This is a genomic window from Natrinema sp. H-ect4 (assembly GCF_041894845.1).
Taxonomy (GTDB): Archaea; Halobacteriota; Halobacteria; order Halobacteriales; family Natrialbaceae; genus Natrinema.
This window is the reverse complement of record NZ_JBHDYC010000001.1, coordinates 391,262-412,647: the sequence shown is the minus strand read 5'-3', so window position 1 is coordinate 412,647 and position 21,386 is coordinate 391,262. Positions and strand designations below refer to the sequence as shown.

Genomic DNA, 21,386 nt, shown 5'->3' with positions numbered 1-21,386 from the left:
GGTGGGACGAGTGTTCACCCCCGACGGAGAGCAAACGTCGACCTCCCGTGAGAGAACGAATGTTGGGCAATGGATCGGCAGATTCACTGAGCCGGGAGATAGTGTGCAGTTCCACCTCACCCGTCCGATGCTGGACCGATAGCACTATCGATGGCTCGAGGCTAGTACACGCCCGGACCGAGTGATCGCTGGGAATTACGGTGCTGTTCAGATAAGGCTGAAGGAGTGAGGCGTGGCGTTTTCAAAGTGATTCATGCCCGAAAACGCACGCCTCAGTTCTAGTATCGGCCAGTTCGACTTGGATTTTGTGGAGCGAGAAGCAACACCGCGGCTGTTGATGAAGCTCAGTATTCAACTCCATCTTGCTGGACTCTCGCTTTCGAATACTGTTCGAGTTCTCGAGATATTTGGTGTTGAACGGGCTCGATCGACGGTTCATAATTGGGTTCACAAGGCAGATTTACAGCCCGATCCCTGTCGAAGTCCGGATCACGTTGCGGTTGACGAGACGGTGATCCGGCTCGGCGATGAACAGTATTGGCTGTACGCCGCTGTCGATCCAGAGTCAAACGAATTACTGCATACAAAGCTTGAACCGACTAGAACCAAGGTCATAGCCAGTACGTTCTTCACGGAATTACGTGAGAAACACGACGTCGATGACGCCGTGTTTCTCGTCGATGGCGATAAATCGCTGAACTACGCTTGTCAACGACATGGCCTCGATTTCAGATACGAACGACATGGAAATCGGAACAGTATCGAACGTGTCTTTCGTGAGATAAAACGCCGAACCTCATCCTTCTCAAACTGCTTTAGTAACGCTCACGCAGACACTGCTGATCAGTGGCTCAGATCGTTCGCCTTCGCATGGAATCAGCTTATCTGAACACGATGGGAATTACCGGGCGGTAGCTATATTACCGACAATATGTATGTCAATAGTGGTCATGGTGGATTTTTCACTTACTGAACGACAGCGTGCCGTCCGAGAGACGGCCCGGGAGTTCGCCGAGAACGAGATCGAACCCATCGCCCGGGAAGCAGAAGAGACCGAAGTTTGGCCTAGCGAGGTCTGGGAACAAGCCGTTGACGCGGGGTTCGTCGGGGTCGAAATACCGGAGGAGTACGACGGATCAGGGATGGGTGCCGTCGAAAGTACACTCGTTTCGGAGGAGTTTGCCCGGATCGATGCCGGGGTCGCGACGGCAATCGGAACAGCATTTGGAACGCGGATGATCGACGCCTTCGGGACGGAAGCCCAAAAGGAGTGGATCCTGAATGGGGTGGCTACCGGCGATCTGATCACGGCGATGGCGAACACTGAACCGGACCACGGAAGCGATGCCAGTCGTATCGAGACCGAGGCCCGTAAAACGGGCAACGAATACGTCATCGACGGGGTCAAGACCTTCGTCACTCACGGGACGATAGCCGACGTGGTACTGACGCTCTGCCGAACGGGTGAATCCGGACACGGCGGTATTTCTGCGCTTCTCGTCGAAACGGACCGAGACGGGATAGTAGTCGAGTCCGAAATCGACAAGATGGGGTGGAATGCCTCCGAGACGGCTCAGTTGCGATACGATAACGTTCACGTACCCGAGGAAAACCTCGTTGGCGAGGAGGACGAGGGATTCTATCAACTGATGGAATTTTTCGAAGCGGAGCGAGTCGGGATCGCCGCTGCGTCGCTCGGAATCGCTCGCGGTTGCCTCGAACAGGCGATCGACTATGCAACCGACCGAAAGCAGTTCGGTCAACCGATCGCCGAATTACAGGCCATTCAACACAAGATCGCCGAGATGGCGGTGAAAGTCGAAAATGCCCGTCGGCTCACCCTCGATGCCAGTTCGCGCCTCGATGACGGGGAGAATCCGACGAAACTCGCTAGCATGGCGAAACTTTACGCCAGTGAAATCGCGGAAGAAGTTGCCAGCGACGCGATTCAGATCCACGGCGGTAACGGATACACGCGTGACTATCCGGTTGAGCGGCAGTACCGACATGCGAAAATTTACCAGATTGGGGAAGGCACCAGTGAGATTCAGAAGAATATCATCGCGGAGGAATTGCTATGACCGTTCGCATCGCTAACGCCGCAGGCTTTTGGGGTGACGACGATCGCGCACCCCGTCGTATGCTCGAGAACGCTCGGAACCTCGATTATGTGACGCTCGATTATCTTGCGGAAGTGACCATGGCGGTGCTCGTGCGCCAGCAAGAGAGCGATCCCGATCGCGGGTACGCAACTGACTTTCCGTCACTCGTCGGCGATATCCTCTCCGAGACGATGGATCGAGAAATTACCATTCTGGCCAACGCTGGCGGAGTCAACCCGGCGGCCTGTCGAGACGCGGTGCTGTCAGTAGCAGCTGAACAGCAGCTCGATGCCACAGTTGCGACCGTCTCGGGCGACGATTTCCGGGATCGAACGGACGAGTTCGTCGATACCCACCTCCAACACGCGTACAGCGACGAGCCGCTTCCCGACGACGCAGATGTCGTCTCGGCGAATGCGTACTTCGGAGGATTCCCTGTCGCCGAAGCGCTGGATCAGGGGGCCGACGTGGTCATTACGGGACGGGTTATCGATGCTGCTCTCATCATGGGTCCGCTGATCCACGAATATGACTGGAATCGCGACGACTACGATCGGTTGGCCCGCTCACTGATAGCGGGTCACGTCATCGAATGTGGCGCACAGGCGACGGGAGGAAACTTCCTCGGTGACTGGGAGGACATCGATTTCGAGCACATTGGATTTCCGATCGCGGAAGTCGAAGCTGACGGTTCGACGGTCATTACTAAACCGCCCGGAACGGGTGGGATGGTCACGCCCGACACAGTAAGCGCCCAGCTCCTCTACGAGGTGGCCGACCCAGCTAATTACTACGGGCCGGACGTAATAGCGAATTTCAAGCATGTCGAACTCGAGACGATCGGTAACGATCGCGTCGAGTTAAGCGGCGTCGAAGGAACGTCCCCGACGGATACCTACAAAGCCAGTCTTCACTACCGTGACGGGTGGACTGTTCGAAACAGTGTGGTATACTCGAATCCGAATGCGGTGGAGAAAGCGGAGCGTGCCTTCGAATTCGTTCGAAATCAGGCGGACGAGCGCGGGATCGAGTACGACCGGTTCCGAACCGAGGTATTTGGGGCGAACGCGCTTCATGACGGCACCGCTGCGGGTGAGCCCGAGGAGGTCGCGGCCCGAATCGCTATCGAGACGCCGAACGAAAGCGACGGCTACGAGTTTGCGACCCTGTTCGCCAACCTCGGTCTCGGGGGACCGCCTGCGGTTACGATGTTTTCACCGGGACGCCCATCACCGACGCCGAAATTCGCGTATCATCCCGTTCTCGTCCCGAAATCTGCCTTCGATCCGAACGTAGAGGTGACCGACCGATGAAGCTTCACGATATTGCACACGGGCGATCGGGCGACAAGGGTGACAAGGCTAACGTTGGCATTATCGCCACCGACCGAGACGACTACCCATTCCTCCGTGATCTCCTTACGGAGGCATACGTTGCAGACGTGTTCGAAGCGTTCCTTGAAAAACCGGGCGTTGAGAGTGTCGATCGATACACGCTCTCCGGGATTGGTGCATTAAATTTCGTCCTTCACGATTCATTGGACGGCGGCGCCAGCGAGTCACTTCGCACCGATCGACAGGGGAAGACGTTCGCAGCGATGCTCCTCCGCCAACACATCGAGGACGAATACGATCGATTTCACGAATAGGTTGCTCGCTATTCGGTGGAGGCGTGTAATACCCTCCTCGCTCCGCGCCAGCAGCAAATCACCGATCGTATTCGGAACCCGCTGACTGCTCTCAGACATTCACTTTCGAGAGAACACCGAGGGAGGAGTCTCTCGGAGGCTAGCTCCTAGTACGATCGCGGCATTCCCAGTACGCTTTCACCAATATAGTTGCGCATCATCTGGCTGGAACCGGGCGCGATTCGTCCCAGCCGGGCGGCTTTCCAGAGATCGACGACGAAGTATTCCGTGCTGACCCCGTTGCCGCCGTGCGTCTGAACAGCGAAGTCGCATGCTTCGTAACCAGACTCGCTCGCGCGGAGCTTCGCCATGTTAGCCGCGGCGCCTGCGTCTCCGCCGTTGTCGACTGTCCAGGCTCCCTTTTTTACGAGCATTTCGGCGGCCTCCAGTTTCGACCACTTGTCAGCGATCGGATGCTGAATCGCCTGGTGAGACCCGATAGGGGAACCGAACACCTCTCTCGTTTTCGCGTACTCTATCGCGCGTTTGAGCGCACACTTACCCGAACCGATGGCGTTTGCTGCACCGACGAGGCGTTCGGGATTGACGGTCTCGAACAACTGATAGAGACCGTTATCCCGTTCGCCGATGACAGCGGTTGAATCGAGATGGTAATCGTCAAAGTTGATCTCGTACTGATTCTCCGGTGCAGGGATACCGGTGTCGAGCGGCTGATAATCGATTCCATCATCGCTTGGATCGGCCAAGAAAAGGGTGATTCCGTCGGTACGTCGGTCAACGTCGGCTACGGGTTTTGTACGTGCGACGAGGAGCATCTTGTCGGCGCGTTCGACGCCTGATATCCACTGCTTCGTCCCGTTCACGACGAACCCATTGTCGGTCTCCTCGGCGAAGGTGTCTAAGTTCGGCGTATTGTGACCTGCTTTCGGTTCGGTAAGGGCCATGCAGAACTTCATCTCGCCGTCAACAAGTTTCGGGAGATACGCTTCTTTCTGTTCCGCAGTCCCGTTCCGTGAAAGGGTGATCGAACCGAAAACGGGAGTAACAACGAAGAGCATCCCGACACCCATGCAGCCGTGTTCGGCGAGCGTCTGAACGATTGTCGTCATCGCTTGAATTCCCATCCCCTCGCCGCCATACTCCTCGGGGACTGCAGTTCCCAAAAAGCCAGCAGTAGCGCAATCTTGCCAGAACTCGGAGGGATCGACTTGTTCGTGGTTAACTCGTTGCCAGTAATCGTCGTCGTATCGCTCAGCGATCTCGCGCGCGGTTTCTCGAATCAGTTCGTACTCCGGGCCTTCTCCGAATGCCATCGATGTTGCTTCTGACGTCATGTGTTGGTGTTTGTCGTGAGTATAGTAAACATTATGCACTGATCACGAACAGTCCGTCGAATTCACAGAACGGGACCTCTGCTCGAGCATCACCGATTTGCCCAGACAGTGTTCGAATACGTTCGTTTTGGTCTCTGACTTTGCTTCAGGGTGCAGTCGAGACCGTCCGTCTGAGGAGATTACTCCCGGATCGTGCAACCGACTCGAGATTTCGACGGATAACGCGACTACAAAAATTGAGGAGGCGGTCCGGTCGCTCCGCAACAAGGGACGACTCAGTGTCGGCGGCGACATGAGTGTTTCCGTGATCGCCGAATTGAATGTGAGAACTGCCACGCCCGTGTTCTCGTCGACCGGGCGATCCGACGCGAATACGTCTGCCGTTACGACGACTGAACATGACTGACCAGACGCTGGATCTCGAACTGGAAACCATCGGTGGTATCGAGCGCGTCGAACGTATCGCGCGACGAACCGATTCCGGCGTCGAGACGACCGACGAGGCGTGAGTATCGGATCCCGACGACATCACGCTTCTCGAGTAGTTCGCGGGACTAGTGGAGACGAACTCGCTCAGGAGCGCCATGGCCCGGAGCGAGGGCGTCGACTCACTCCTGAAAAAGCCGATGGAGATCGAGACCCTCGAGGCCGCGATCGACCGGTTCGAGGTTTGACGGGACAAAACCGACGGACAGACCCGATCGAGCACCTAGCGGAAAGTGAGAGAGAAATGATTGGGTCGTCCTCGCACAGGTGAGATTCGTCACGTACGACGTTGACGAGGTAACGCCGGTACTCGTCCTCGACTCATTGGATGCCTTCGACGCGGAAGGGACTCGCCACCTCGTCGGTTACTTCGCCGACGAAACGGTCTATCCGGTCGCGATGGTCCATCCGGAATCCGCTGGTGTACGTCGTTCTACACGGACACATTCCAACCGGTCGCTCAGAGTTGAAGGGGGCCTAATAAACCGGGAGATAGTTTTTGATGTTTACGTTGCGATCGGTTTCGATGAAATAGTCGAGCTCAGCCACCGAATCGAGCGCCCGCACCTGAGTGAGCAGGTCGTCGATTTTCGCGTTCGACTCTGCGGTGGCGATTCCGTACAGATCGATGGTTCCGAATCCGTCGGCAACGAACCAGAAGTCCATGTTCGCCATCGCCTCGAAGACTTCCTGTTTCGAGTTCGCCTTGTCGATGGTCTCGATCGTGATCAGAACGATCTCCCAGCTATTGCGTTCCGGACGCGGAAGAAAGAAGCTCGTCATATTCTCGAGCAGCGACGTGACGCGTCGGCGGACCCCTTCGCTGCTCATATCGATGTCGTAGTTCGACAATTCGTCCGCGATATCGGCGTACGGGCTTCGCGGATCGTTCGCCAGTATTTCCAGAATCTGTCTATCGATCTCGTCTATCTCGAGAACATCGTCTTTGTCGTGGCCTGGCATATGCTGGTACTGCATCTACTAACTATTAAAATCTCTTTATATTGTTGCTGGGCAGTAGCACCGAAACCGAATCTATGCGGCGAAGCACTATGCAGTGTCGATCCGCCCTGAGGCCGGTATAACACCGATAACTGCCAACGGTTACCACCGGTCCCGGTCCGAAGATCCGACGGATCCCGTCCGTCAATATCGGGGCAGCCGAGGACCGCTCGAATCTAAACTTCGAGATTGTTTACTCCTTGCCGAACACGGGGAACTGCGACATCGACGAGCGGGACGGCTCGTCGATCGTTCCCGATCCTCACGAGAGATTCTCTTTGAGGATTTTACCGGTCGGATTGCGCGGCAATTCCTCGTAGAATTCCACCTCACGAGGCTTCTTGAAATCGGCGATGCGACTCCCAACGTAGTCCATGACTACCTCGGAAGTCATCGATTCGCCGTCGCGGAGGACCACCGCAGCCTTCACGCGTTCCGTCCACTCCTCGTCCGGAACGCCGACGACGGCCGCCTCCGAGATGCTCTCGTGTTCGTGAAGTATTTCCTCGATCTCCGCGGGATAGATATTCTCACCGCCCGAGACGATCATGTCGTCGTACCGGCCGACGAAGTAGAGGAATCCGTCCTCGTCCCGGCGGACGAGATCCGAGGAAACGAAGTATCCCTCGTCGTCGAAGACCTCGTCAGTCTTCTCCGGCATCCCGAGGTACTCCCTGAACGCGGTCGGACCGCGATACGCGATTCGACCGACCTCGCCGGGTTCCACTTCCTCTCCGTCCGCATCGACGACTTTGGCCGTCACATTGGTGATCGGCTTTCCGATGCTGTCCGGCTTCTCGAGTGCGTTTTCGGGATCGAGCAGACAGGTGACTGGGGCCATCTCCGTCTGTCCAAACACCTCATAGAGGTTCGCGTCGAACGCGTCGATGATTTCTTCTTTGAGTTCCTTTCCGGAGGGTGCAGCGCCGGTCATGTAGTGCTCGAACGAGTCGATATCGTAGTCGTCGAACCCGTCAGCGTCGAGCAGTGCACGGCTCATCATGGGCACGAAGAACGATCCGGTGATGTCCTCGGCGTCGATGACCTCCATCACGCGATCCGGATTGAAATCGTTCATCAGATACGTCGTCGATCCGCAGTAGAACGTGTTGTTGAACAACGCGAACGCCGCGATGTGAAACAGCGGCGTCACTACGAGAAAGCGGTCCTCGTTCTCCTCGAAGTTACAGCTATACACCGTGTTCACGGAGTTCTGCAAGATATTGTCATGCGTGAGCACGCACCCCTTCGGTTTCCCCGTCGTTCCGCTCGTGTACATGAGGGCCGCGTCGTCGAGTCGGTCCGGGACGATGTCGATTCGGTCGGTAGAAGTGTCCTCGAGGATGGCGTCGAAGCCGTCAGCGAAGTCGGGAACGTCCGAGCCGAGGTACAGATACTCGTCGATTTCCGTCTCGTCCCGCGTAGCGACCGCGGAGATTGTTTCTCGCGCCTCCTCATCGAAGAGACAGAACGATGCACTGCTATCCCGGAGGACGTACCCGACTTCTTCGTCCTTGAATCGGTGGTTAATCGGTACCGGCAGTGCGCCGAGTTTCATTGCTGCGTAGTACGTCTGGATCGTTTCGGGGTGGTTCTGCATGTAGACCGCGATGCGGTCCCCCTTCGAGAGGCCGCGGTCCGCGAGCGCTCGCCCGATCTGGTTCACCCGATTGTCGAATTCCCGGAACGTAATCTCGTCTCGCGTCCCGCCGGTGAGCGACACGAGACAGTTGTCGTTCGAATACTTCCGTGCATTCATCTCTGTCACGTTACCGAGGGTTAACCCGTTCATGGTCGTTTCCTCTTGCGAGTAGCGTTATAGTGTTTTTCACTGATCTGCTGTCCATGAACCCGTTCTGTCGACCGAGCCGGGATCAGCCGATCGATCCGACGCTGGCACTGCTCCGGTATTGAATAGCTAGCCAGCACGAGTGTTGGCAGTTATATTGTGACATTGCGGGCCGCTGATAACGCACTTAGGTCGTTATATATTTGGAAGGCAGCCCACGTTCCGTGTCCAGACAAACCGACTTCCTGTTTGTGACAAAGTGACATTGATGAACTGAAGTACCATGGAACTGGAGTGGGATGACAGCGGTTGCTCGAACGCAGCGTTCGCGAGTAGTATGCGGATGATACCACGATGAGATTAGCTAGAAACGCGCACCGACGACGGTTCTTCGTCAACCGTAATTCGATAGTATCCCGTGAATTTTACGATGTCGTATGGTTCGAGCGCAGCACCTACCGTATCGGGGACTAGAACAGTCATCTCGTCGGTCCTGAGCAAACGGGGCAGGTGATTTTTCGCGGACTCGCAGAGTTCGTCGTAGTGGTGGATGCGCGAGTCGCACGGAATTCGATCGACAGGCGTGAGGGTGACGGCCTTCACTGTCATGAGTATCCATTCCATGGTGACTCCTCCACGCGTTTGAATTTTTCCTCCCATAAGTGACTACTAGGGAGCTATGACGGTTCGAACGCGATCGTTTGACGGGACGTGCTCCGCGTGATCGTGCGCTCATTTTTCAGATATCAATATTCCCGTTGCTTGCTCCTCTGTGAGAGGGAGGTCTATAGTAGCCACTGAAACGATTTACACTCTGATCGCAACGTAGTCATGCGATTAGATGTGCAGTGACTTGCAGTGGCTACTATAGCTGTACTCAAATCGGGTCGTCGCTGATCAGGAGTCCGTCGGAGGGCGATACCGAGCCCGAATCTAGTCGCACGCCGGTGACTGCACCGACCGGCGGCATGTTTGCCTGCTGAAACGGGGACTCACAGCGAGAAGATGCCACAGTGCGTCGAATCGAACTAGAGCTCTTCGGTACGATTCCCGCCGGGAAGGGAACCGAAGCGGGACGCGAGACCGCAGTGGCACCGTTGTCCGCTCGGTGGCGGGACCATTCGACCGCTGCCGAAGCGGCGGGCAGGTCCGCGGTCCGGTCCAAGGGCTGCCACTTCATGACAGCTTTCCCATGCCAATGGCGATATTTATATGTGTATTCGGACTAATGAGCTGTGTACGCATGGCACAATCAGCGAAGACTGGTTCCGGCGTTTCGTTCGGGACCGACGAAGAGACGGAACTCATCCTCCAGAGTCTCGACGAGTTCGTCGAACAAGAAGTAAAGCCGATCGCGGACGATCTCGGCGAGACACTCACCAATCCCCGGCTCGGACACGAACCGGACGGCCGACTGACCGATGAGGTGCTCGAGGCGAAAGCCAAAGTGCGACGAAAGAGCGCGGAAGCCGGCTTCTACGCGATGAACATGCCCGAGGAGGTCGGGGGCGAAGATGTCTCGGCTGTCACGTGGTATCGGGCGAACAAACACATCGCAACCAAATCGGTGCCGCTGGCGTCGGATGTTCTAGCCGGTCCTGGCGGACCGAAGCCGCTGCTCGCGCAGGCGGAAGGATCACAGATCGAACGCTACCTCGAGCCGACGATGCGCGCGGAGAAGACGACCGCGTTCGGCCAGACGGAGCCGGGGGTAGGATCGGATTCGCCGAACATGGAGACGCGAGCAGAGAAGGACGGCGACGAGTGGGTGCTTAACGGACAGAAACAGTGGATCACGAACGCCCCGTACGCCGACTTCATCCAGGTGTTCGCCCGGACGACGCCGCAGGAGGAGGCCGGCCGGTACGACGGCATCACGTGTTTCATCGTCGAGGAGGACGAGTACGAGATCGGATCCCTGAACAACGCCGTCGGTGCGACCGGCATTCAGGCCGAAGTCCACTTCGACGACGTCCGACTGCCGGCGGATCGCGTCCTCGGGAGCGTCGACAACGCGTTCTACGATGCGATGTCGTTCCTCGGACTCGGTCGCATCGAGATCGGTGCGACAGCGGTCGGCCACGCGGAGTGGCTACTCGATACAGCCACCGAGTACGCGAACGAACGCGAGGCGTTCGGCGAGCACATTGGCCGGTATCAGGCGGTCTCGCACAAGATCGCACGGGGCCGAGCGAATGCGATGGCTGCCGACACCGTCGGCCTCAAGTGCGCCTGGCTGCTCGATCAGGGAGAGACCGCGATCGCCGAGTCGTCGATTCTCAAGTGGTTCGCGACCAACGCCTTCTGGGAGATTGCTGACGATGTCGTCCAGATTCACGGCGCCAACGGTCTCTCCGAGGAGAACCCCTTCATGGATCGTCTCCATCGCGCCCGCATCCAGCGAATCGTCGAGGGAACCGACGAGATCCAACTCAATACCATCGCGAAGCAGTACGGCGTGGAAACGTAGACCGGACCGAGCGCTCGAGCACATCAGTCCGTTTCACGGCTACCGACTGCGAGCGGAATAGCGTCACCGCGTGCCGGTGTTGCTTGTCGGCGACGGCGTCGCGGACGGCGTCCGTCGATTCTGAGATACGTTAGCGCGCCTCGAGATGATACCGGTTCGAACTGGTGTTCCAGGCCACGGACCGGTACACGATCGGTACGGGGCGTGTCTCGGACGGTCCGTCACCGGGTTGGAAGTCACACTCGATCGAATCGGATCGGATCGACCGACGGCCGTTCGGATCACGAAGGACGGAGCGGGTACAGAACGGCGGAAGAAGGTACGGAACGGCGGCGCAGTCCTCTCTCTACGGACACCGAACTCGTCGAATACCTCGAGGACAACGGGGGCGGCCGGCGTGTTCTTGCGGACGGCGTTCGGTGCTACGAAGGTGGCTAATCGACTCGGTGACCGTCCCGACCCCTGATCGCCGCAGCCAACTGTTCCACAGGGCCACCGGGATCGACGGGTCTGCGTTACTGTCCGTATGTGACGGGGACGGCTCCCGTCCGACTGGGCCCGCGGTTACGGCGCGAGCGTGGTCATCGTCTCGCGTACCTCTTCGGGACCGGCACCCCGTGGGAACGAGACGTTAATCGCATCGACACCGTCCATATCGAGGAACTGTTCGAACTGGTCTCGCGCTTCCTCGGGCGTTCCCGCGGCGCCCATTTGATCGCGCAACTGCTCTTTCACGATGGCCGTCGCCTGCCCTTTCTCACCCTCTTGCCACGTCTCGTAGATCTCGTGGGCGACGTCTTCGTACCCCTGTCGAGCGAGGTTGTCCCGGTAGAACGTCCCCATGCCACCGATGTAGAAAGCGATGTGCTGGGCGACGAGATCCCGAGCTCGCTCCCCGTCCTCGAGGGCACAACAGCCGACGGACAGGGTGACGCGAACGTCATCGAGCGTTTTGTCGCCCAATTCGGCGCCGCGACGAAGGTCCTCGAGACGCTCCGCGAGTCCGTCTCGAGTGTAGTTGACCGCGTGCCAGCCGTCGGCGAACCGGCCGGCGAGTTCGACGGCCTTCGGGCCGAGTCCCGCCGCATCGATGGGGGGTTCGGGGTCGGGAGCGTCACAGCGCAGTCGGAAACCGTCGAGGGAAAAGTATTCGCCGTCGTAGGAGACGACCTCCCCGGAGACGACTTGCCGGGCGATTTCGATCGTTTCGCGTGTTCGTCGGAGCGGATTGCCGAACTCCTCTCCGTGCCAGTTCTCGATGACGATCGGACCGCTGGGGCCGACCCCGAGCCGGAACCGACCGCCGCTGACTTCTTGCAGGGTGGCCGCGGTCTGACCGAGTAGTGCCGGCGATCTGGAATAGATGTTGGCGATACTCGTTCCGATACCGATCGAGTCGGTTCGTTCCGCGGTGATTGCCATCGCTGTGACGGCGTCTCGCCCCCACGTTTCCGGAAACCACACGCGGTCGTACCCCAGTTCTTCGGCGTGAACTGCCTGTTCGACGAGGTCATTGAGCGTCGGCTGTGCTCCGACCGGGAGAAACACGTCCCTGTCTGTCATGCATGGGCATAGTGCGTTCATCGGTAATAAAGCTGAGTTTTAGGCCGGCCGCACCGATAGTGAGTCAACGTATTCGCCGTCGGGAACCGCAGTCGGAGTCATGTCGGTCTTGCGGAACGGATCAGCGATGAGTGCAGCGGCACACGGTAACCGGCCGGCGCTTGCGGATCCACGGCGTGAACGCCGCGGTGACCGTCGGAGTCACCGTCGAGACCCGGATTCTCAGTCCAGTAACCCGTTCTGTTTCGCGATGGTGTTCAGTTGCAGTTCGTCGGTCCCCTCGACGATTCGAAGGAGACGCACGTAGTTCAGGTGATCCATGAGCCCGTAGTCCTCGCTGAGGCCGTTCCCACCGTGAATCTGGACGACTGCATCGGCGGCGGCCCAATAGGTCTGGGTCGAAAACCAGTTGAAAATAGAGCTGTCCTCGACGACCGGTTGTGCCCGATCCAGCACGTGCTCCGCGAGCCCGACGACCTGTGCTCCGAGTTCCAGCATTCCAACTGACAGAAAGCCCATCGCGTCGTAGAACGCGTTGTCGACGCTCCCGAGGATGCGACCGGCCGGGAGTCGGACGTCGTCGAACAGCAACTCCGTCTGTTGCCCGGCCTCTGCCGGGGTGTTGTTGATCGATTCGAACTTCCACTCATCCTCCACGACGATGAAACACGTGATGCCGTCGTACCGGCCGGCCTCCTCCTGCGGCGTCGTCCGGGCGAACACCTGCGCGAAGTCGGCGTTCGTGATCCACTGTTTGGTGCCGTTGAGTTCCCACTCGTCGCCGTCTTTCTCCGCCGTCATTTGCATCGCGGCTGAGTCCGATCCCACGGTCGGTTCGGTTTGCGCGAACGCCGTCGACTTCCGTCCCTCTACGACGGACTCCACGTACTTTTCGCGCTGTTCGTCGACGGCGAGCAATAGAAGCGGTTTCGGGCCTTCGAGACCCGCCAGCACCTGCTGGTTCAGCCCACGTCCCTTCGAGAAGACGTGTGTGATCGCACGGTACCAGGTGACGAACGAGACATCGGATCCGCCGACGTCTTCGGGCATGTTCATCGCGTAGAGGCCCGCGTCGACGGACTTCCGTCGGACCACTTCGATCACCTCGAGATCATGGATTCTGCGAATCGCTGCAGTTCGAAACGCCGACCGCCGCCGATTCAGGGGCTGCTCCGACGTTAGCGCCGGTGGCGCTCGGCCGCCATCCGTGGCCGACTGAACTCGGAGAAGGCGGTCCCGTTACCGGGAGGAACCCCTCCGCGAGAGCTACTGTGCTATAGGTACTGATTTTCCACAACAGAGATGGCGGTAGCGGCCGATGTCGGGGCCTGTTCAATAACGGACTAAGTTTGTTATCCTCCACCCGAGTCGATATCAGGTCGTGTTCAGTCAAACGAGACTGTTAGTATTCGTCTCCAAAACCAGCATAATTAATAATGTATATCGGGAATCGCCGTCGGAAGTGGGGCCGCGTTGCCGCGAGGTCGAGCCGATAGACGCGACGTTCCCCAGTTCGCTTTCTGAGTCTCGGCCGAAGTTATTACTGGTGTTACGGTGACAATACACAGGTATGGTGTCACGTGACACAGCAACGGTTGAACCGACAATTGGCGGCGCACTCGAAGGGGGACACGCGCCATGCTAGACCTCGAGGAGACGTTCGTGTACGACGCGGTGACGCATTCGTACAACATGGCCCCGTCGAACTACCGCAACGAACAGCACGCCGAGGGGATCACCGAGATGCTCTACGGAAACGTGTCGGGCGTCGTCGCCGACGAGTACACCCTCACCCCCGAGGGGTTCGTACGGGACTGGGGTGTCGAGGAGACGGCGACTATGCTGTTCGAAGAGAGCTACACGGACATGGCGACGTTCCATCCGGTGCCGATGTACGCCTTCCACGACGGACTGGTCGCCAACGACAAGGCGGGCGCGGTCGTGGACCGGTGGCCCGACCGGTTCCGATCGTTCGCCTGCGTGGACCCGCTTCGAGACGGGTGGGAAGATGAACTCGAGGCCCAGGTCGAGGACTTCGATCCGATCGGCGTCAAACTGTACCCATCCCACTGGAGCGAGGACCACCACGAGGGCTGGAGTATGGGCGACCCGGAGGTCGCGTTCCCAGTCTTCGAGAAGGCACACGACCTCGGCATCGAAACCGTCGCCATCCACAAGGCCATCCCATTCGGGCCCGTTCCGCGGAGCCCGTATCACCCCGGGGATGTCGACGAGGCGGCAGCGAGCTTCCCGGACCTCACGTTCAGTATCGTCCACGGTGGCTACTCGTTCACCGAGGAGACGGCCTGGCAGCTCGCTCGCTTCCCGAACGTCTACGTGAACCTCGAGGGGCTGCCGGCGATCCTGCTCGGTAACGAACGGCGGTTCGGCGAGTTGCTCGCCGAACTGATCAGCTTCCTCGGCGAGGACGGCTTCGACCGACTGTTCTGGAGTTCGGGAGCGATGTCCGTCCACCCGCGGCCGCAGCTCGAGGCATTTCGCGACTTCGAGTTCTCCGAAGCGGTCCGCAAGAACACCAGTATGATGGGCAAACTCCCCCAGATTACCGACGATCACAAGCGGAAGATCCTCGGGGAGAACTACGCGGACCTGATCGGTCTCGACGTCGACGAGGCCCGCGCTCGTATCGCGGACGACGAGTTCAGCAGCGCGCGGTCGAACGGGGAACTCGCAGAACCGTACTCGACGACGGACGCCGAGGTGGCCTGATGACTGCCCTTGAGCGCCGGATCCGCGAGCGACTGGACGAGGTCGTCGATCCGTGTAGCGCGGCCAACGGAACAGATCTCAGTATTATCGAGATGGGACTCCTCGACGGGATCGACGTCGATGAGGGTCACGTTACCGTCTCGATGCGACTCACCTCGCCCTTCTGCATGCAACTGCCCTACTTCGTCGAGGAGGTCGACGAGCGGGTCGGTTCCATCGACGGGGTGATATCTGTCACACTCGAGACCGACGAGGGAGTCGACTGGCACACGGGGATGATGACCGAGGAGGCACGGAAACGGCGTCGGGAACGAAAAGCTGCCCGCGAAGCGGCGTACTTCGACGACCCTACTGAAGACGTCAGCGCCGACGATTAACGGGCGCAGGGCGGGACCGTCCGTCCCGTCCAGAGCGGTCTCCGCGTTTGGAATCCCGAGCGAGGAACGGACGAGAAACGGGTCGTGTGGCCTCTCCTATATCGGTCTTAAGGACAAGAGCGGCCGGGATAGCCCGGCCTGACACGGGATGTCGTGTGCAGGGGCTTTGACAGTGGTTTGGTAGCTGTAAAGCCTCAACTTTCCCTGCATCGTAAGAACACGAGAGCGATCATCATAAGTGTGTTGTATGTTATCGTTGGAACGCATACTATTCTCAGTGTAGAGATCGTTTCATTTAGGGTCAGTCCGCGTCGCCATCACCGACATCCGGGCCGAAACGGGGTTGACGATCGATCGTCGTCGGATGTATCCGGCGTCGACCTTCATCGCGCGACCGGTCACGTACGAGGCGTCCTAGCTGGCCAGGAACGCGACGCAGGACGCGACATCGACTGGGTCGGCACAGCGGCCGAACGCCGTCTGTCGACGCACGACCGCTTGCTCCGATTCGGTGTACCACTTGTCGGTTATCACCGTGTCGACTACGCCTGGACGGACCGTGCCTCGCCGATGCCGGCGTTGCTGAACAGAGCGTCCATCCCGCCGCAAGTCTCCGCAACGGCGAGCAAACACTCCTCGAACCGATCGTTGTCGCTGATGTCGAGCGGGCGGAACTCGGCCGTCCCGTCCGCCGCCGTTATTCGCCTCGATCCGCTCGACGGTCTCCTCGCCCCCGTCAGCGTCGATATCGGTAACGGCGACGTCGACGCCCGCCTCGGCGAACCGGTCTGCCGTCGCGCGTCCGAGACCCGATACGTTGCCCGTAATGACTGCAGTCTCGTCTCAGCGTGTCATAGAATTCGTCTCACACCCTCTACCTGACGATTATACAGGTTCGAGCGGGGGATGACGTTCAGCCTCACGATCGATCACCGCGTTCTTGATGGCGCGGATTCGGGCGCGTTCCTCGATTGCCTCGCAGAATACCTCGAGTACCCCGGCCGGGCGTTCGACGCCGTGTAGCACGCAGTCGCGGGAACGCGTGACCAAGGCGGCGCCTTAGGGGCAGCGCTCGGAGTCCTCGAGGACGGCCTCGTGGAACCGCTCGGTCTCCGCGATCCGGTCCGGGGGGAACAGACACATGACGTGATCGACGCCCAGTTTTTCGAGGGCCCGCAGGCGTTCCCGACACGCCGCGGGCGGGCCCGCGACCGCGAAGCGGTCCCCGAGGTACTCCCACACCTCGTCGTTGATGTCCGAGAGCGCGTCGGCCTCCTCGTCGCCGTGTTCCTGCATGTCGTGGGCGTCGACGAGCGAGCGGAGGTCGGCCTGCACCTCGTCGGGCGCTTCCTCGACGGAGAACGTGAAGTTGTGGTAGGCGATCGGTTCGATCACCGGCTTGAGTTTCTCGACCGCTTCCGCTCGCGTTTCCGCGACGCAGGTCGGAGTGAGAGCCACGATATCGATGTCCTCGAGGGACCGCCCGGCGCGTTCCGCCCCGCGGCGGACGTTCGCCAGCCCGAGTTCCTCGACCGTCTCGGGCTTCGGACCGCCGCCGAAAATGACGCCGTCGGCCACCTCGCCGGCCATCCGAAGCGTCTGCGGGCCCTCGGCGGCGACGTAGACCTGCACGTCTCGCCGGCACGACTCGAGGCGGAACGGTTCGCCGCCGAACGTGACCGCCTCGCCGCGGAGCAGTTGTCGGAGCTTCTCGGCGCTCTCAGCCAGCTCGTCGACGGAAGCCGGCCGTCGGCCGATCGAATAGACGGCGCTGTCGCCGGCACCGATTCCGAGAACTGTTCGGCCGTCGGCAACCTGATCGAGCGAGGCGATCGCGTTCGCCGTCACGGAGGGATGCCGGCTCTTCGGGTTGGTGATACCGGGTGCGAGCGTCAAGTCGTCGGTCGCCCTCGCACACGCCGTGAGCGTGACGTAGAGGTCGGTGTAGAGCTGCTGGGAGTCGATCGCCCAGAGGGTGTCCCAGCCCCAGCGCTCGAGCGCGCGAGCGTACTCGGTGGCGTCGGTGACCGAATCGGTCGCGACGAACCCGCCGAAGTTCATGACTCGTCGGGCTCGTAGCCGTAGACATCGCGGGCGCGTTCTTCGGTGATCAGCCCCCGCTCGACGTCGACTTCAATGGCCTCCCGGTCGCGGTCCTCGGGGTCACCGAAGCCGCCCGGGGTCGCGGAGACGAGGGTGAGCGTCTCGCCGGCCTCGAGCACTCCGGGCCCGTTCGGCGGGACCGCTTTGCCGTCCTTCGAGGAGGCAGTGGTCGCTCGCTTACCGGGGCGGCCACCGCGGAAGCCCGCCGGGTCGTCGTCGGCACGCCCGGAGGTGAGCGCGAAGTAGACCGGTCCGTCCGTCGGATTGTAGTACGATGTCCGCATCGCCGGACCGGACCGGTGTTCCCCCGCGCCCTCGCTGTCGGGGACGAGCGACGTCTCCTCCCAGCGGAGGGGACTGTACCGTTCGAACATCTCGATCGGCGTGTTCTGTCCGTTGTATGGGAAGTAGACGCCGGGGATACCGTCCTTGTCGGTGCTGGGCGGAAGGCCGCCGGCCGTCCCGCCGACGGCGATGAACTCGTCGCCGTTCTCATCGGCGCCCGAAAACGGCGCGAGCTGAATCCCCGCCATCTCGGAGAGCGCCGATTCGGGGACGACCTGCCCCAGCGCACGGATGAGCGCGTCCTCCGCCCGCGAGTAGATGAGGTGTCGCCCCATCGTCGCCGTCGGCCGGTCACAGTTGAGGATCGATCCCTCGGGCGCGGTCACCTCGATCGGTCGGAAGAACCCCTCTGCGTTCGGCAGATCGGGGACGAGCATGCACTTCACGATGTATTCGGTGATCGTGACGATGTTCCCGAACGGACAGTTGATCCCGCCCTCGACCTGCGGCGACGTCCCGTCGAAGTCGACTTCGAGAGCGTCGCCGTCGATCGTCACGGCGACGCGGATCTCGAGGTCGTGGTCGGCGACGGTGAACTCGATCGCGTCCTCGTAGGTTCCGTCAGGGAGGTCCGCGAGCCGCTCGCGCAGCGCGCGCTCGGTCCGATCGATGACTTCGGCGGCGACGCGGTTGAACGTCTCGGGACCCCGTTCGTCGACGATTTCGCGAATCCGTTCTTCCCCGACCGTGTTCCCCGACCGCAACGCCTCGAGGTCGCCGAGGGCCTGATGGGGGATACGGACGTTGCTCCGGATGATGGCGTCGACCGCATCGTTTCGCTCGCCAGCCGCGTAGAGCTTCGTCGGCGGGAGCAACAGCCCCTCTTCGTAGACCTGTTCGGCATCAGTCGACCAGCCGCCGCGGTTGCCCCCCACGTCGTCCGTGTGTCCGAGACTGCCGACGATGCTGACGAGGTCCCCGTTGTGAAAGACCGGATTCAGGACGACCACGTCCGACAGGTGGCCGCCGCCGATCCAGGGATCGTTCGTGACGATCGTATCGCCCGGTTCCAGCGTCTCCGGCGGGAAGTGGTCCTCGAGGATGAGCCGCGTCGTACGGGACAGCGCCCCCGAAAGGACGGGAACGGACTGGTCGGAGAGGCCGATCGCATCGCCGTCGGCCGTCATGACCGCCGTGGAGGCGTCGGCACCCTCTCGGATAGAGAAGGAGTACGCCAACCGCTCGGCGGCGTCGTACATCTCGTCGGCGGTCGCTTGGAGTCTGTTCCACAGCACCTGCGTCTCTAGCCCGGCCGAATCGGTCGTCGCGGTGTCGTCGGTCTCGCTCATAGTTCGATGGTGATGTCGTAGTTGTCAGCCACGCTGACGCTCGAGGCGGGGTCGGCGACCACCGTCGTCTGGTCGGCCTCGACGACCACGGGGCCGTCGATCGTTTGCCCCGCTTCGAGGCCGTCCCAGCGGTAGACGTCGGTCGCGATTGTCCCGTCGTCGGGACCGTAGTAGACGTCGCGGCTATCCGGTTCGTCGCTCCCGCCCTCGGGAACGGCGAGCTGTGCAGTCTCGGCAGCGGGATCGGATTCGCCGAGTTCGAGCCGGTAGGTGAGCACCTCGACGGGGAACTCCAGGGTCTCGCGATTGAACGTCTCGCGGTAGGTCCGCTCGAACGCCTCGCGGGCGACGTCGGGCGTCACCTCGTCGACGGCGCGGTCCTCAAGGGGGACCTTGATCTCGTGGCCCTGGTCGACGTGGCGCATGTCGAGGCTGAGCGACGCCTCGGTCTCGGCCGGGTCGATGCCGGCCCGCTCGAGGACCGCCGCGGCCTCCTCGCGGAGCGCGTCGAACTGCCGGCGGAAGTCCCCGGGGGTTAGCGTCTCGAGGACAGCCTGACTGGTCGAACTGGCCTCGTACATGCGCGGCGCTTCGGTGAGCCCGATCGAGGATCCGACCCCTGCGCCGTACGGGCAGACCACCTCATCGATGTCGAGCTTGCGGGCGACGCGGAACGCGTGCGAGGGGCCCGCGCCGCCGAGCGCTGTCATCGAGAGCCCGCGGGTGTCGATCCCGCGGGAGGCGCCGTACCGGCGAAACGCCGTGGCCATGTTCTCGTTGACGACCTCGAACACGCGCCATGCGGCCTCGGTCACCGAGACCTCGAGCGGAGCGGCGAGTTCCGCGTCGAAGATCGACTCGGTCCGCTCGGCCGCCAGCTCCATCCGTCCGCCGTAGAAGTTCTCGGGGTTGAGGTAGCCGAGCAGGAGCGAGGCGTCGGTCACCGTCGGCTCCTCACCGCCCTGATTGTAGCAGATCGGCCCGGGGTCGGAGCCGGCCGACTCGGGACCAACCTCCACGAGGCCGACGTCGTTCACGGAGGCGATCGACCCTCCGCCGGCACCGATCTCGGTAAGGTCAATGAGCGGCGAGACGAGGTCGTAGCCGCTCCCCTCCTTGAACCGGTGGACGCGAGCAACGTCGGCGGTGTACTTCATCCGGACATCGCCGTCCTCGACGACCGACCCCTTCGCAGTGGTGCCGCCCATGTCGAAGGAGAACACGTCGTCGTTGCCGTGGTTCTGGCCGAAGATGCGCGAGGCGAGGACGCCCGCCGCCGGTCCGGACTCAACGAGCCGGACCGGCTCCGCCTTCGCCGTCCGGACGTCGACGATCCCGCCCGACGAGGTCATCATGTAGACCTCGCCCGCGAACCCCTCCGATTCCAGCTCCGAGCGGAGGAACTCGAGGTAGTCGGCCACCACGGGCGCGACGTAGGCGTTGATAACGGTGGTCGACGTCCGCTCGTATTCCCTGATGACGGGAACGACCGACGACGACAGCGAGACGTTCAGGTCGGGGTACTCGTCCTCGATGACACCCGCAACCATCTGCTCGTGTTCGTCCGACTCGTAGGAGTGCAGCAGCGAGACGGCGACGGAGTCGACGTTGTGATCCTCGACCAGCGTCCGGGTCCGTTCGCGGATCTCCTCGCGGTCGAGCGGTTCGACGACCTCGCCCGCGTCGGTCAGGCGTTCGTTCAACTCGAGGCGGCGCTGGCGGGGCACCAGCGGGTCGGGGTACTCCATCTCCCAGTCGAACATGTCATACCGCGAGCCGCGCCGCAACTCGAGCGTATCGCGGATTCCCTCGGTCGTTAGCAGCCCCGTTGTCGCGCCGGTGCCTTCGATGAGCGTGTTCGAGACCAGCGTCGTCCCGTGGATGACGGTGTCGAGGTCGTCGAATGCGACGCCGTTCTCCTCGAGGATTCGACGGGCACCCGTCAACGCTCCTTCTGCCGGATTGGCCGGCGTCGTCGGCTCTTTGTCGACGGTGACGTTCCCGGACTCCCGATCGACCAGCGTGAAGTCCGTGAAGGTACCGCCAATATCCATGCCAAGTGTGTACATATGCCGTACACCTCCGGAATACACACCCGATTTTATATACGTTACGATATGTCAAGCGTTCCCACTGGCTATCCAGACA

At 60.8% G+C, this 21,386-nt stretch carries 17 protein-coding genes and 1 pseudogene; 8 read left to right on the top strand and 10 right to left on the bottom strand.

The genetic code is table 11. The features are described 5' to 3' along the window. Positions 1-253 precede the first annotated feature (253 nt). The 4 genes from ACEWFR_RS01945 to ACEWFR_RS01930 all read left to right on the top strand — a co-directional run bounded on the left by ACEWFR_RS01945 (position 254) and on the right by ACEWFR_RS01930 (position 3,750). Positions 254-889, top strand: coding sequence for an IS6 family transposase (locus tag ACEWFR_RS01945; protein ID WP_374059456.1), 636 nt, complete (start codon positions 254-256; stop codon positions 887-889). A 64-nt stretch (positions 890-953) separates the two neighbouring features. Then, on the top strand, positions 954-2,081 hold the full coding sequence (locus ACEWFR_RS01940; RefSeq protein WP_374059612.1) for an acyl-CoA dehydrogenase family protein: 1,128 nt from the start codon (positions 954-956) through the stop codon (positions 2,079-2,081). Next, on the top strand, positions 2,078-3,415 hold the full coding sequence (locus ACEWFR_RS01935; protein WP_374059455.1) for an acyclic terpene utilization AtuA family protein: 1,338 nt from the start codon (positions 2,078-2,080) through the stop codon (positions 3,413-3,415). The genes ACEWFR_RS01940 and ACEWFR_RS01935 overlap by 4 nt, the downstream gene beginning before the upstream one ends. Then, the gene (locus ACEWFR_RS01930) at positions 3,412-3,750 is read left to right on the top strand and encodes a hypothetical protein (protein ID WP_374059454.1); all 339 of its coding nucleotides are present in this window, start codon (positions 3,412-3,414) and stop codon (positions 3,748-3,750) included. The genes ACEWFR_RS01935 and ACEWFR_RS01930 overlap by 4 nt, the downstream gene beginning before the upstream one ends. 146 nt (positions 3,751-3,896) lie before the next feature. Here the strand turns inward: ACEWFR_RS01930 and ACEWFR_RS01925 are convergent, their stop codons facing one another. The 4 genes from ACEWFR_RS01925 to ACEWFR_RS01910 form a co-directional block, all read right to left on the bottom strand. Then, positions 3,897-5,084: an acyl-CoA dehydrogenase family protein gene (locus tag ACEWFR_RS01925; RefSeq protein ID WP_374059453.1), complete on the bottom strand. Its 1,188-nt coding sequence runs from the start codon at positions 5,082-5,084 to the stop codon at positions 3,897-3,899. A gap of 963 nt (positions 5,085-6,047) precedes the next feature. After that, positions 6,048-6,533 (bottom strand): Lrp/AsnC family transcriptional regulator, encoded by a 486-nt coding sequence (locus ACEWFR_RS01920; RefSeq protein WP_374059452.1) that lies wholly within the window; start codon positions 6,531-6,533, stop codon positions 6,048-6,050. Positions 6,534-6,834: 301 nt separating this feature from the next. Next, positions 6,835-8,364: an AMP-binding protein gene (locus ACEWFR_RS01915; RefSeq protein ID WP_374059451.1), complete on the bottom strand. Its 1,530-nt coding sequence runs from the start codon at positions 8,362-8,364 to the stop codon at positions 6,835-6,837. A 357-nt stretch (positions 8,365-8,721) separates the two neighbouring features. Further along, positions 8,722-8,985: a hypothetical protein gene (locus ACEWFR_RS01910; protein WP_374059450.1), complete on the bottom strand. Its 264-nt coding sequence runs from the start codon at positions 8,983-8,985 to the stop codon at positions 8,722-8,724. Positions 8,986-9,604: 619 nt separating this feature from the next. Here ACEWFR_RS01910 and ACEWFR_RS01905 point away from each other — a divergent pair. Then, positions 9,605-10,831: an acyl-CoA dehydrogenase family protein gene (locus tag ACEWFR_RS01905; protein WP_374059449.1), complete on the top strand. Its 1,227-nt coding sequence runs from the start codon at positions 9,605-9,607 to the stop codon at positions 10,829-10,831. A gap of 564 nt (positions 10,832-11,395) precedes the next feature. Here the strand turns inward: ACEWFR_RS01905 and ACEWFR_RS01900 are convergent. After that, positions 11,396-12,394, bottom strand: coding sequence for a TIGR04024 family LLM class F420-dependent oxidoreductase (locus ACEWFR_RS01900; protein ID WP_374059448.1), 999 nt, complete (start codon positions 12,392-12,394; stop codon positions 11,396-11,398). Positions 12,395-12,616: 222 nt separating this feature from the next. Beyond that, positions 12,617-13,504, bottom strand: a pseudogene (locus tag ACEWFR_RS01895) (acyl-CoA dehydrogenase family protein); the annotation flags it as partial. A gap of 528 nt (positions 13,505-14,032) precedes the next feature. On the opposite strand from ACEWFR_RS01895, the gene ACEWFR_RS01890 reads away from it, so the two are divergent. Further along, positions 14,033-15,124: an amidohydrolase family protein gene (locus ACEWFR_RS01890; RefSeq protein ID WP_374059447.1), complete on the top strand. Its 1,092-nt coding sequence runs from the start codon at positions 14,033-14,035 to the stop codon at positions 15,122-15,124. Continuing rightward, a complete protein-coding gene (locus tag ACEWFR_RS01885; RefSeq protein ID WP_374059446.1) occupies positions 15,124-15,501 on the top strand; it encodes a metal-sulfur cluster assembly factor in 378 nt (125 codons plus the stop codon). The genes ACEWFR_RS01890 and ACEWFR_RS01885 overlap by 1 nt, the downstream gene beginning before the upstream one ends. 414 nt (positions 15,502-15,915) lie before the next feature. On the opposite strand, the gene ACEWFR_RS01880 is transcribed toward ACEWFR_RS01885, so the two are convergent. Next, on the bottom strand, positions 15,916-16,329 hold the full coding sequence (locus ACEWFR_RS01880) for an SDR family NAD(P)-dependent oxidoreductase (RefSeq protein ID WP_374059611.1): 414 nt from the start codon (positions 16,327-16,329) through the stop codon (positions 15,916-15,918). A gap of 78 nt (positions 16,330-16,407) precedes the next feature. Here ACEWFR_RS01880 and ACEWFR_RS01875 point away from each other — a divergent pair, with 78 nt between their 5' ends. After that, entirely contained in the window at positions 16,408-16,524 is a 117-nt protein-coding gene (locus ACEWFR_RS01875; RefSeq protein ID WP_374059445.1) for a 2-oxo acid dehydrogenase subunit E2, read from the top strand. A gap of 36 nt (positions 16,525-16,560) precedes the next feature. Here ACEWFR_RS01875 and ACEWFR_RS01870 read toward each other — a convergent pair whose 3' ends face one another. Genes ACEWFR_RS01870 through ACEWFR_RS01860 form a run of 3 tightly spaced genes read right to left on the bottom strand, consistent with a single transcriptional unit; the run spans position 16,561 to position 21,307 of the window. Continuing rightward, entirely contained in the window at positions 16,561-17,562 is a 1,002-nt protein-coding gene (locus ACEWFR_RS01870) for an LLM class flavin-dependent oxidoreductase (RefSeq protein ID WP_374059444.1), read from the bottom strand. Next, on the bottom strand, positions 17,559-19,238 hold the full coding sequence (locus ACEWFR_RS01865) for a hydantoinase B/oxoprolinase family protein (protein WP_098726755.1): 1,680 nt from the start codon (positions 19,236-19,238) through the stop codon (positions 17,559-17,561). Before ACEWFR_RS01865 ends, ACEWFR_RS01870 begins: the two co-directional genes overlap by 4 nt. Then, positions 19,235-21,307, bottom strand: a complete 2,073-nt coding sequence (locus tag ACEWFR_RS01860) for a hydantoinase/oxoprolinase family protein (protein WP_374059443.1) — start codon at positions 21,305-21,307, stop codon at positions 19,235-19,237. Before ACEWFR_RS01860 ends, ACEWFR_RS01865 begins: the two co-directional genes overlap by 4 nt. Between the last annotated feature and the right edge of the window lie 79 nt (positions 21,308-21,386).